General features: G+C 26.6%; 16 protein-coding genes. 1 reads left to right on the top strand and 15 read right to left on the bottom strand.

All coding sequences use genetic code 11. From position 1 onward, the window contains the following. Window position 1: 1 nt before the first annotated feature. The 15 genes from Ctaglu_RS22430 to Ctaglu_RS22360 all read right to left on the bottom strand — a co-directional run bounded on the left by Ctaglu_RS22430 (window position 2) and on the right by Ctaglu_RS22360 (window position 12,214). A complete protein-coding gene (locus tag Ctaglu_RS22430; RefSeq protein WP_125005942.1) occupies window positions 2–568 on the bottom strand; it encodes a metallophosphoesterase family protein in 567 nt (188 codons plus the stop codon). 13 nt (window positions 569–581) lie between these two features. Next, window positions 582–1,286, bottom strand: a complete 705-nt coding sequence (locus Ctaglu_RS22425) for a hypothetical protein (protein WP_125005940.1) — start codon at window positions 1,284–1,286, stop codon at window positions 582–584. A 105-nt stretch (window positions 1,287–1,391) separates the two neighbouring features. Beyond that, complete coding sequence (locus tag Ctaglu_RS22420) at window positions 1,392–2,870, bottom strand: putative endonuclease domain-containing protein (protein ID WP_125005938.1); 1,479 nt, start codon at window positions 2,868–2,870, stop codon at window positions 1,392–1,394. A gap of 109 nt (window positions 2,871–2,979) precedes the next feature. Continuing rightward, window positions 2,980–3,186: a hypothetical protein gene (locus Ctaglu_RS22415; RefSeq protein ID WP_125005936.1), complete on the bottom strand. Its 207-nt coding sequence runs from the start codon at window positions 3,184–3,186 to the stop codon at window positions 2,980–2,982. A 46-nt stretch (window positions 3,187–3,232) separates the two neighbouring features. Continuing rightward, window positions 3,233–3,421 carry a hypothetical protein gene (locus Ctaglu_RS22410; RefSeq protein WP_125005934.1) on the bottom strand — a complete coding sequence of 63 codons (189 nt, stop codon included), beginning with the start codon at window positions 3,419–3,421 and terminating at the stop codon, window positions 3,233–3,235. 76 nt (window positions 3,422–3,497) lie between these two features. Continuing rightward, complete coding sequence (locus Ctaglu_RS22405) at window positions 3,498–4,040, bottom strand: AAA family ATPase (RefSeq protein ID WP_125005932.1); 543 nt, start codon at window positions 4,038–4,040, stop codon at window positions 3,498–3,500. Next, window positions 4,028–4,630 (bottom strand): 5' nucleotidase, NT5C type, encoded by a 603-nt coding sequence (locus Ctaglu_RS22400; RefSeq protein WP_125005930.1) that lies wholly within the window; start codon window positions 4,628–4,630, stop codon window positions 4,028–4,030. Before Ctaglu_RS22400 ends, Ctaglu_RS22405 begins: the two co-directional genes overlap by 13 nt. Further along, on the bottom strand, window positions 4,617–5,444 hold the full coding sequence (locus tag Ctaglu_RS22395) for a hypothetical protein (RefSeq protein WP_125005928.1): 828 nt from the start codon (window positions 5,442–5,444) through the stop codon (window positions 4,617–4,619). The genes Ctaglu_RS22400 and Ctaglu_RS22395 overlap by 14 nt, the downstream gene beginning before the upstream one ends. A gap of 157 nt (window positions 5,445–5,601) precedes the next feature. After that, window positions 5,602–5,871, bottom strand: a complete 270-nt coding sequence (locus tag Ctaglu_RS22390) for a hypothetical protein (protein ID WP_125005926.1) — start codon at window positions 5,869–5,871, stop codon at window positions 5,602–5,604. A gap of 103 nt (window positions 5,872–5,974) precedes the next feature. Next, on the bottom strand, window positions 5,975–6,976 hold the full coding sequence (locus Ctaglu_RS22385; RefSeq protein ID WP_125005924.1) for a phage lytic cycle repressor MrpR family protein: 1,002 nt from the start codon (window positions 6,974–6,976) through the stop codon (window positions 5,975–5,977). A gap of 20 nt (window positions 6,977–6,996) precedes the next feature. Continuing rightward, window positions 6,997–8,358 (bottom strand): hypothetical protein, encoded by a 1,362-nt coding sequence (locus Ctaglu_RS22380; RefSeq protein ID WP_125005922.1) that lies wholly within the window; start codon window positions 8,356–8,358, stop codon window positions 6,997–6,999. A gap of 611 nt (window positions 8,359–8,969) precedes the next feature. Further along, complete coding sequence (locus tag Ctaglu_RS22375; protein WP_125005920.1) at window positions 8,970–10,184, bottom strand: replication initiation protein; 1,215 nt, start codon at window positions 10,182–10,184, stop codon at window positions 8,970–8,972. A gap of 499 nt (window positions 10,185–10,683) precedes the next feature. Continuing rightward, a complete protein-coding gene (locus Ctaglu_RS22370) occupies window positions 10,684–11,166 on the bottom strand; it encodes a hypothetical protein (RefSeq protein WP_125005919.1) in 483 nt (160 codons plus the stop codon). Window positions 11,167–11,184: 18 nt separating this feature from the next. Continuing rightward, window positions 11,185–11,763 (bottom strand): type II toxin-antitoxin system PemK/MazF family toxin, encoded by a 579-nt coding sequence (locus Ctaglu_RS22365; protein ID WP_125005917.1) that lies wholly within the window; start codon window positions 11,761–11,763, stop codon window positions 11,185–11,187. Between the two features lie 241 nt (window positions 11,764–12,004). Further along, on the bottom strand, window positions 12,005–12,214 hold the full coding sequence (locus Ctaglu_RS22360) for a hypothetical protein (protein WP_125005915.1): 210 nt from the start codon (window positions 12,212–12,214) through the stop codon (window positions 12,005–12,007). 341 nt (window positions 12,215–12,555) lie between these two features. Here Ctaglu_RS22360 and Ctaglu_RS22355 point away from each other — a divergent pair, with 341 nt between their 5' ends. After that, a complete protein-coding gene (locus Ctaglu_RS22355; RefSeq protein ID WP_185732919.1) occupies window positions 12,556–12,795 on the top strand; it encodes a helix-turn-helix domain-containing protein in 240 nt (79 codons plus the stop codon). The last annotated feature ends 199 nt before the right edge of the window (window positions 12,796–12,994 follow it).

The following is a 12,994-nucleotide window of genomic DNA, read 5'->3' as shown; positions in this document are numbered from 1 at the left end:
TTTATAATCTCTCCTCTTTATAATTTGTATTTATTAATACTTGCTCAAGACTAATAGGTGTCAAGTTATTTATACCAAAATCTCCCCCGACATTATAACTGTTTTTCCCTATGAATGTCATAGGATGGTGAGTTTTTTGATTACTGTGAACGTGTCCATAGCAATGTATGCTCCCATAATTTTTCCCTTCCCAAACATTAATAGGAAAATGAAACAACACCAATTTAATCTTGTTTCCTGTAAATGGATTAATAGTCTTGAGAACATAATAGTCTTTACACCATGCAAATTTTCCCTGTAGCATTTTACTCTTCTTTATTACGTGGTCATGATTTCCGTATATCAAGTGCATATTTCCATTGAGACGATTCAATATCTTTAAAGTTTGCTCCTCATTTCCGAAACTAACATCCCCTAAAATATAAACATCATCTATTGGTTTAACCGTATTATTCCAATTATGTATAAGTGCTTCATTCATTTCTTCTACTGTATCAAATGGTCTATCTTCATACTCCATGATTTTCTTATGCCAAAAATGTAAATCTGATGTAAAATATGTACTCATTTAACTTGCTCCTTTAGTTTTTAATCTTTCTACAAGACTTTCTATTTATTCCATAACTAACAGTTGCAAATTCAATATCTTTCATAACTCCATACTGTTCTCCTCTACTTGTATCACAAATAACTAATTCATCAAGATATAATGTCTCTTTACATGTGAAGAAGTATCGTTTTCCATTTGGTTCATGCTCTATTGCATATACTAATACTTTTGCCTTTGATTTTTTAACTAACTCTTTATTTATATTTTCTATTTCTTGTGAAATTTTATAAGCATATTCTATTGCAGATTTGTTATCTTCTAGTTTCATTAATGTATTTATACAATCCCATTCTCTGTTTCCTAAGTCTATATGATTTAAGCTTGTCCTAGGATATCGACTACAACTACTAACTCTGATATGACAATCTGAATTAATCCCTACAAAATCTTGAATATTATGTATATTAAACAAATCTTTATCCATTTTTATGCTTTTAATATTAACTAATTGTCCTATAATCCTTAGTTCTATTTCTATTGGGGCATAACATTCATTATCAATATGCTTAGTAGAATTAGTATCTGTATCTGAGAATCTTGTCTTTAAATATTTTTGAACTTTATTATTATCATTTTTAACTATGTAATGAATATCTGTTTCCTCTAGTATTAAATACTCCATACCAACCTCTATTTTACAATACCCATTTTGATTATCTACACAACATTTTTTCATTTAAGTTCGCTCCTTCTCTTTACCTTAATTTTATTATAGTTCTTTACTCTAAATATGTCAATTGTTTTATAATTATTTTTTATCTATTGATTTGAAAGTAATATTTTAAATTGCTTCTTTTAGATTATCTTCTATGTATTTAAATGTGTATCCTTTATATTGTTTTGCTTTATTATTACATACTTGTGATATGCTTCCACGATTTAATTTTACTCCAAACAAATTTTCAGATTGCCTTGATAATTCAACTCCACTAAAAAATTTACCTAATGATATATCATCTTTATTAAAAATTTCAACAGGTTTTACTTTTAATCTACCAGATTTATTACCATTTTTTCTACTTTCTTCTTTGCCATCATAATTACACCAATCCCATATTTTGTTGCCCTTTTTTAGATATCTTTGTATCGTATTTTTCCCTAATCCTACTATTTTTCCTATTTCAGTTGTAGTAAGATTTATATTATCTCGTTTTATTTCACAAGCTTTTTTACATAGATTTGATAATGCAAAACATTCACACATAGTCCAATCAATATCACCTAAATCAAAATAATTCCTCATTTCAGACTCTAATGTAGATTTTTTCATTTCAAAATCATCATTATAAATAACTCTAATGACTTTATAACCTTGTTCCTCAGCAAGTCTATTCTTTTCTTCATCTAAGAAATTACTTTCTTCTTCGCTTTGTTCATTCATCTTATTATCTTTTCTGTGAAAACCACCATCAACTTCTATAATAATTTTCATATCTTCTATTATAAAATCGTATTCGCCATCTGTTTGTTTTCCTTTATAAGGATTATAAAATTTACACCAATCATAGGTATGATTACTAATAAAATTAAATTTTAATTGTTCTAATAGATTATGTATATATTTATGACCAAAACTAAACCCATCAGAACATGAACAACCTATGGAGTGATTTATATATAAATTACTAATGCTTATAGATTTATCTTTAATCCTATTACAGTCAGGACATTTAAAAAATATTTTTTTATTGCTTTGTGGCATATGTTCTTTAGCCTCATTGTATCCATATTGGAAGAATTTTATCATCCAATGAGTTTCCTCATATGACAATATTGAGTTAATATGTTCTACTACGATTTTTCCTGCACAACAAGAACATCCTTGTTGTTTTTTGCTTAACAAATTACTCTCAACAATCCAACTTCTATCATCACAAAATCCACATATGTTACATCTGTATTTATACCATTTTTTATTTTGGTTAGTACTTCTATCAATTCTATATTCCTTACCTATAATAATTAAATCTCTTTTATTATCTTTAAATACTTGTCCTATTTCTATTTTAAATTTATTAGTTCGTTTCTCTAACAATAGAGATAATCGACACCTTTTAAAAGCATCTGTATCAATTTTGAACAGTTTTTTATCCCCGTATTTAATCCATAAATAATTTTTTTCATATTTAACAATTTTAACTTCACCCTCAATATTACCATGAATAAATCTAGTTTTATGTCCTATTGTTTTATTCCAATCGATAGTTATGCTTGTATTATTTTTTTTTCTAGGCAAGTCCTCATAATACATTTTTATCATTATTTATATTCTCCCCTTTAGGAGGTGTAGCTACAACATTTTATATTTACTTATAAGTTCCTCTGTTTATTATAATTATTTATTATTATATTATTTTAAAGGTAATATTTTAATTGGATATATTTAAATTATTGATATAGTCTTCATCGTAATTTAGACTTTTAAAAAATTTCGTTGTCTTAACCTCTCTTATTTTAATACTGCCATCGTCTATGTATTCATGTGCTAACATATTATTATAAACCTCATTTACACATTCCTTTGCCTCCTCTAAAGTTTCATCCACCCAAATTTCTAATGTAAGTGCTTTCTTCATAATTATATCTCCTCCTCTATATGTTTATTTGATTTCATAGTATCTTCTATTTTACATCTATTTTTCTAACATAATCGAAATCATTTTTATAAACTAAAACACTATCTCCTGTATCATTTGTAATTAATAATAGTTTAGAATGACCCTCAGTTACAAACTGACCATGATATTTTTCATCTTTAGTGTATTTCATCGTGCTATTTGATTTTCTAGCCTTATAAATGAATTTAGGCATATTATCACTCCTTTGGTATTGAGAATAGCACCATATTTCTATATCTAATATAGTACTATCTCTATGTATTTTATATTTATTTATTATGTAATGTTTCTAAAATTTTATTAACTGTATCGTCAATAGTTACATTTTCTATAACTAAATCAACTTCGTCTTCAAAATTTTTAAAATCGGTTAAGTCGGAAGTAAATCTGCGACAGATTTCACTACAATTCGGTGATTCTTCCCTATTTAAAGCCCTTAACAACCGCTCTTTATCATCCACAGTTAAATATATACCTATTATATTTTCTTTGCCTAGGCTCTCTATTAATTGTCTATATCCATCGGGGTTTACAACCTCAACATGATTTCCTTCTTCTAGTTTTATATCATTTTTATTTGTTCCATATCTCCAATTGTTGTAAATGGACATTTCTGAAAATTGTCCCTGTTTGAGATATACATTAAATAAAGTATCACTTACAAACCAATATGTATCACCATTTACTTCTCCTTCTCTTGGACTTCTCGTAGAATATGAAATTACTCTTTTCAATCCTTGGTTCTCTACTTCTTTTTCTATTGTTGATTTACCGACCCCACTTTTACCTATTATACAAATTAATTTATGCATTCTGTTAAGCCTCTCTCTCTATTTGCATGAGCATCTATTATTGAATTAATCCTATTTTCAAAAACATACTCTATATCATTCCAATCCTTAACTCTATAAAACTTATCACATTTTCTATTGTAAGGAGAATCATATAGTAATGATATTCCTTGAAATCCCTCACAATTATGAATTCCATCATCAATTAAAAAATCTAGCTTTATTGCCCTCTTGTTGCCCGTAAAAATAAAATTTTTAGTATCAATAAAAGGAAAATATTCAACAAGCCAATCATATTTTGATGTATAACTCATTTTTGAGAAAGGGTCAGTTACTATGAATATTTCATGACCCTGCTCTTGTAATTTCTTTAATACTCTTTGAGAGTTAGATACTACCCCTAAATTTCTGTAAAAGTCCTCTAGTTTCAATATGTTATTCATGTAGAGGATTGCTTCACTTTTTATACTTTTGGCTAAATTCCAATCAGTTATATCATCTATTCTTAAATTATCATTGAATATAGTATTATAATACTGAATCCATTTCTTAGTAAGTTTAGCTAAAACCCAATCTTGGTCTACTCCTATTTTATATTTATTTATTTTCATTATCAGCCACTTTCTTTACTATGTCATTATATAGTTGACTTTCTTTTCCTATATCTAAAATTATGTTGTTTCTTAATGATTGCTTTGTTTTTTCTAATTCAAAAAATTGGTCTACTATTTTATCCATCTCATAGCTTTTTGATTTTGATTTAGCCTTCTGTATAATTAAATCTTCAACTAAAGAATCATATCCTTGTTCCATTGCTTTAATTACAGTATTTATTTTCAAACATGAATTATAAGCATTTAGGGTATAACTCCATTTTTCCTTTGCCTCTAAATTGCTATCTTTAAAAGTTACTCTAATGTCATCTTGAGTAATATGAATATTATACGCACCTAACTCCTTATCTAGACCATTAATTATGAACCCTCTAGTTTTTTTGACTTCTTCTTTAACTTTCTCTTCTTTAACAATTTCAACATCATCCTTATTTATATATAACGCATTATAACTATCTCCTAGGTCAACAAGGAATTTGTCTAACAAAACACAATCTTCTACTACAATTCCTTCTAGTCCTTTGAAAATACCCTTTGTTACTCTGACTGGTTTTTCTTTAAAATCTATATTAACAGGAGCAATCGGTTGTTTTGATTCAGTTTCTAAATTATTAGGTTTAATGAAAGATTCCTTAGCTATTTCGTTCTTTAGTTCTTCAATTTCACTTTTCATCAAAGTTTTTAATTCTTCAACACTTCCGTACACTGTTTTTGCTATCATACTCATAATTGGGTTTACATCCAGTTCCTTTAACATTTTTTTAACCTCTGTAATATGTAATTCCATTTCTTCTTTTCTTAAAATATGCATTAATAATCTCTCCTCTGTGTTTTATAATTATTGTTCTTTACATTTACTATCATACTACGGTATTGGCATCTTGTCAATCCTATTTTATAATTATTTTTTAATGTTGTATCTAAGACTTATTTACTTAGATATGAACTATGTATATCTTTTTAAGTGATTAAATAGCTAACTCTTCTATCATTATCTTTGTATCAGCAAACACTATGTATATATAGTCATCATGGTCTTCAACCTTGCAACTGTCTATGTTCTCTATTATTAATTCTTCATCATTATCAATATTTTTAATTTTAATCTTATTATTTTCACTATTAAAATTAAAATTCTCGAATATCATCGGTTCATTGTCTCCATTGTATATTACTACTCCATTTTGACATAATCCGACAAAAATCTCTATTATAACCTCATTTAAACTATTTTTCATTTTTTTTATCTCCTTTTCACCATCATTTGATTTTAAAATTGATTCACATTGTTATAAATTTTCAGTTTATATTTATTTCTTATGTTAAAGATAAGGTAGAGTTTTACTCCACTTTATCTTTATACGCAAAATAATAATCTTCTTTTAAGCCAAAATAACTTTTTGGATTATCTCCAAATTCAACTTGCATATCTCTAAAATCTTGGTCTGTCAATTCTCCTTTTACTTGTTCTAACTTACGTAATCTTGCATATTTACCACTGGATATAACTGATTTCATTGTTAATCTGCTTATTTCATCTTGGCTTTTATTATAAAGCTTAAGCACTTTAGAGAATCTAATTCTAATCCCATTGACATTTAATCTACCGTCTCCTTTTGTAGACTTAAGAACATAACCATTTTTTGTTAATTTATGAATCCAATTCTCTCTTTTCTTATACTCTTTTTGTTCATCTGCTTCAATTATTAAGTCAACTAATTGTTCATCAATTTCCACGATTCTTTCATTACCAAAATCATCTCTTACCGTCGCTAAATTTTTAAATCTATCAATATCTTCTATTCTAAGATTACTTATTTCTGAGCACTCCTTACCATAGATACCATAGAAAGGTAGTATTATTGGTAGAAAATCTTGAGCGGTTATATCAATATCTTTATCTGAATTTTTTTCTATTTCTTCTCTCATATCATATAAGTTCTTTTTAGAAATAAATCTTTGAGCTAAAACGGTAGTGTTTATCATTTGTTCTAAATGAGTTTTTACTTTTATATGTTGCATTGGATTTCTTCTTGTTGGGTTTAATCCTCTTTGGCATGCCCATTCAATGTAATTATCCAAGAGTGAACCAATACTATTTACCATTCTTTTACTAAATGTTGGGATTCTACTTATTGCATCAATTATTTCTTCATCATTAAATGAGTAAATATCTTTACCTAGAACTTCCTCCATACCTTTAAATAATTTAAATAGTCTAAAGTATGTTAATACTGTATTTTTTTTATTGTCTTTATATCTATCAATCAAATAAACCTGTTTATTCTCTTGAAATTGTCCTAATTCCCCTTGCATTTTATCAAAAATTTCTTTTGTAATCACAACTTTGCCCCTTTCTATTCTTAAATAATAGTTTCTATAAATTCACATAATTTGTTTAATTTAGGATTTTTTGTCCCCAAGTTAAATTCTTTTAATTTATCATTTCTCAATATTAAAGAGTCTACTATATCATTTATCTTATTTTCACAATTTCCAGTTTTAATTTTTGTTGCCAATACAAAGTATCCTGCAAACATTCCATGTTTAAACAATTCAGTTTCTTTCTTTATTTTTTCTATATCATTACTAAATTTTTCTTGTATTATTGTTTGACATATATCATTCATAATCTCCAATATTTCGGGTATTTCTATTTTCATCTTATAACTGTTAGAAATATCTAACCCTGTATGCTTAATTGCATATGTTAAGAATTCATTAGTTGTTAATTTTTCGGTAGCTTCTAATTCCTTATAAGTCTTTGCTACTTCATTATATAATATGTTATTTTTTTTGTTTTTATCCTCATTTATCATACTTACTATCTTATTATAATCAGTATTCTCGATTGATTTAGTATGTTCAGTTGATATTTCATTTCTTTTAGCCTCTTTTGCAATAATGGCATTCGCTTCATCCTCGGTTGCACACATAATATAAACGAATAATCCACCTTTAGTCTTCTTACCTTCTTTTCTACGTTTTTCTACTCCCGATATAGCACCACTGAACCTATGTTGACCATCAATAATATCTGCAAACGTGGTATTTGGTTTAGTGAAATCATATTCGGGTGTTATAATTAATTTCCTAGAACGTTCATCATGTTTTATATTTGGAGTTTTACCTTTAATTAATCTAATATTAATTGTTATTAAGTTAGGTTTGAATTTATCATTATAGGCAAGTTCTCCTATTTCTCTTACTGCTATTGGATTGATAGTAGGTAATATTAAAATCTCACCAGTTTGTGTACGTTTATAAGTAGCTTCTCTTTGTGTTTTGATATTGTAGCTCGTTAAATTTGCTAAATGAGCATCATACATATCTTCAAAACTCCACCACCCACATAACCATTCAAAATCACTGTTATGAACTTTATCTATACTTTCAAATACTAATTCTCTCAAGATTTTTTTCTCTATTTTAAAATTATCAATTATGTCTATTTCTGATGGAGTAAAATAATCACTCGGTTTAATAGTTTCTTTTGCCTCTTTATCTAAATCTTTACTATTATATAATGATGTTACAAATAATCCTAATTCCATATCTGTTAATCCGTCAAGAGGAGATATATTTTGAAATATAGAATTTGGCGTACTGGAGGCTAATCCTCTTTCTCCAAATGTTTTCCCTAAACTCATTATTAACTTTTTATTATAATCATTATGTTTATTTATTAAATTTAAGTTTTTAAATAATTCGCTTTTATCTTTCATTCCTTACACCTCTATTTGTTATTCATATAATGTAGTTATATTTGATTATATGTATGATTTACTTCTTTAAAACTAATTATACAATAGTTTTTATTAAAAAGCTAATGTTTTCTTATGATGATAATAAAAAATTAATAAGTTGTTTTTAGTATTTTCTTCCTTATAATTATTTCTAACTTCCAACTAATACTAGTATAGCATAACATGTCCTATTGTCAATGACTTTTGGTAATTATTATTTAATAAATGTTTTTAATGTAGTAACCAATACTGGATAAACATGATTAGGTATTCAATATTATCACTCAATGCCATTGTCCTTAACTTAACCCTATTATTTTAATAAATCACAATGGCATTGAGCACTAATATGTCCTCCTCAATGGCTTTAACTTAATATTTCAACTAATCACAATGGCATTGAGTGATAATATATCTTTTAATTTACTTAATTAATAGTTAAACCCTATTGTTTCAATAAAACACAATGGCATTGAGTACTAATATGTCCTTATATTATAGTTTAAAATCAATATTTCACTCAAGCACAATGGCATTGAGTGATAATATATATATAAATTTAAAATTTTAAGCTACAATGGCATTGAGTACTAATGCATATATTTCGTAACATCATAGTTTTCATATTTTAAACCAGTTAAGGTATATTGCCTTTCATCTCTAACCTCACCTTTTTTAATCTTATCATCAATGTATCTCAATAACGCTTTTACATAGTCTTCATTATCTATTCTGTAATATTTTGTCCATTCTTCAAATGTTATTCCTAATTCTTGAAGTCTACCTATGGTTTCTTCTGTACTCTTATATTTATCATATCCTTTAGATATTCTCAACTTATTGATATTAAATATGAAATTTATACCTTCTGATATTATTACCTCATAATCATCTATAAATTTTATATCTTTTAATTCATCAAGAGAATCTTTAATAATCCTATTATAATAATATTGAGTTTGTTTTAATGTTATATCCACTCCTATATAATCATAAATAGTGGAATAATTTAAATATTTTATATATCCATGAGACCATTGGCTCAATAATAGAAACATTTTTTTAGATATACCCTTAGTTAATTTAACATATTTAGTGTAATCATATATATTAAAATAATTATTACATATGTTTTTAAAAAAGAAATCGTCTATATCTACACTTTGTTGTTCCTTTATTTCTTTAGAATTTCCGATTTTTTCACATTTTTTCTTTTTTTTACTATATGAATAAGATTTATAGTTTTTTAATATTCTAAAACTTTCCTCTCCATTAAAATCTGTTATATACTCCCCCTCATTAACATCTCTTAACGCAAAATTACTATAAATAGTTGTTTCTAATAATGTTTTTATGGATTTCTCTAGTTTTTTCTTTATAGAACCGCCATATATGCTATAGCCTAGTTCTTTAGCTAATTCTTGATATGTGAAATTAATTTTCCTTGGCAAGTTTACTGTATTGGTATTCTTATTATATTCATATTTAAAATCAACGTTTTTTACTAATATCCTAAACAAACCTAATAATACATCCATTTCTAATATGGTGGGACATCCACTTTCGGCAGAACCAACCACTTTTATTCCACGCTTTATGCCATTCGTTTCCCAACTTCTTTCAATAGTTTTTACCTTTTGTCGTTGAAGTGATACAAATGGAATTACCATTAGATTCGATTCATTAAAACTTTGGAATAATTTAAATTTTATTATTTTTATATTTTCTGATTGTTCAATAATTTCGTCTGACTTATCCACATCATCTATGCGTTGATTTTCATTGATTTTCAGTATATTATACACATTAATCACACCCTTTTATCCACACTTTTTTAAAACACTAATTTCACAATGGCATTGAGTGATAATCACAATGGCATTGAGTACTAATATATCATAATCCACAATGGCATTCAATACTATTTTTTTAATCCACAATGGCATTGAGTGATACCACAATGGCATTGAGTGATAATAAAACTTCTGTATGTGTTGAAGTGACTGGTTTATAGGAACACTGTAACTACTACTTAGTTTCTTTTGTTATTAGTATCTTTAGTTGTATATAGAAACAGAGTGATTATTACAAAGGTAAAAACACCTACCATTCCTCTACTAGATAAATTATCTATTCGTACTAAAGTCCATAGTATTTTTTTAATTTAAACTTTATTTTCACTAATAGGAATAATTTAAAAGTTTTAGCATATAGGTGAAATGATTAGACAAGCACATACACATACATTTAAGTAACTTTAGGTACAATTATATTCAATTAATGCAAAGTGTCTTAGAATTGACTTTAGAGCGGTATTCTCGTATAGGAGATTAACCACTCTTTTTTATTTAATTGATTTAACCTACTTAACCTTAATTTAACACCAAACATATATTTTTCTTCCTCTATACTGCGATAATATTTATAGCAATCCCTATATTCTATTTTAGCTTTGTCTATTTGGTCATTGGTTTTATATATACAAGCCAGTAGCCACTTAGCAGAAATATTATAGTAATCTTTCACAGGATACTCCATAGCTTTGTATATGTTCTTAATTGCTTCTTCATAAAGTTTATTATGGTTACATATTCTTGCAAGTATCATATAGCAAAAATAGTAATCATAATCCAATTCTTCTTTTTCAATAGTTTTAAATTGATTGTTTATTTTATTTATTAAATTTTTAGTAAGTTTATATGCCCTAGTATAATCTTTACAAACATAAAAACATTTTTCTATATGATTTCTGCTCCTCATATTAATCTCAAAATTGTTTAATTTCATATTTCGCCTCACAATCCTTTATACTACCTTCACACTTCTGCTTAATTGAATCCTCTCTTTTGCTAATTCTTTATAATCTTTTTTATATTTAATACAATAAATTTCAAGAGTCTTCATAGTAGTTTTATATATTCTTAAAAAATATTCATCTTTATATTCTAAATATCTTCTCTTACTTTCCATTATATCACGGATAACTTCATCAATATATCTATAATTTATTGGTTCTAGTTCATCAACTAAATCAATTTGTATTTTTAAAGCATTTTTTAATCTTTTGATTGTAGCTAAATCTAAATTACCAACACTACTTTTTATTTGTTTTTTATCAATACTGGTTGTCTGTTCTACAAGAATAATAGAGTCCTTATCTAAGCCTATATGTACAACTTCAATATGAGTAGGCATTGTGGCTTTAGTCATTACGGATGTAATTGGAGCTACATGTATAACAGGTGAGAAAAAGTTGCATTTATTATTACTTACAACTACGCAAGGCCTTAAACCTCCTTGTATAGAGCCAATTGTAATGCCAAGGTCACACCATATGATTTCAAATTTATTTACAACTAATTTACCTCTTTCATTCAGATACATCTTATATTCTCCCCTTTCTTAACTTATATTTATATTATTTTATAATTATGTTTTATTAATAATTTATACTTACATGTTGGGAAAAAGATTTTGATGCTTATTACTAATTTCTCTTCCCTACACTTATAAGTATACTACAAATTCATTTAATGTCAACACTTTTTTATACATATCTTATAATTATTTCATATTTTGCATAAAAAATGCAGTAGGCATATAAATTCTACTGTATTTATAATTATTATTTTATTTTTACATAGCCTATAAACCCAAATTGCCCTTCCCACTCACTTAAATCCATAAAGCTGTATATTCCATCCTCTAAAATCAAAGTATCTTTTAAAATTATTCCAGTAACACAAGAATAACTTAACAGGTCTTCAAATTTGGCTATGACCCCATCTTTAGTAAAATTAATAATTCCATATTCATTAACATAAGTTTCTCTCATATTTACTTCCCCCTTTATATATATCAACACAAACATACGTTCGTGCTTTTTTATTATAAGACATATTAGATTAAAATGCAACAGGAAATATAATAATTATGTCTTAATTTTCTAATATTGCCAGTTACCTTATTCATTATATAGTGTTTGATGTTAAAAATCTAACAAGTGCCAATTGTATTTTCACCAAAAAATACGACATTATACTTTATTTTACTTTATCTAACATTATTTAGCATTATTTAATTAAATTAATTAATTAAATACATAAATATATTATAATTGGCAAATTTGTGTTAGAATATATTTATACATATTATTATAAAAACGGGGTGAATGCAGTGTATAGTTTACAAATAAAAAAATATAGGGTCAGAAATCATTTAACTCAAACTCAATTGGCAAAAAAAACAGGGTTTACTCAACAATATATTAGCTCCCTAGAAAAAAATAATTATACTACACGAAACCTTTCATTAACTGCTATTGAAAAAATAGCAATTGCCCTAGGTGTTCATCCATTAGATTTATTGCATGAGACTTCTAATAAAAAAGACAATCGAATAGAGGCTAACAATTAAAATGTTTCGCCCCTTTCACAACACCGTACGTACCGTTCGGTATACGGCGTTTCATTAGTTTACGGTTTAACATGGCTATAATAATCCGAAAAGAATATGTAGTTACGTCTCTTTAAAGTATCATTTGTTAATGAGCGAGTCATAATTGGGCTGTTGGAAATTCTCCAATAGCCTTTTCTTGTGTTTGCGAATTCCAATG

The sequence above is a fragment of the Clostridium tagluense genome, from assembly GCF_003865095.1.
Taxonomy (GTDB): domain Bacteria; phylum Bacillota; class Clostridia; order Clostridiales; family Clostridiaceae; genus Clostridium_AD; species Clostridium_AD tagluense.
This window is presented reverse-complemented; position numbering and strand designations above follow the sequence as displayed.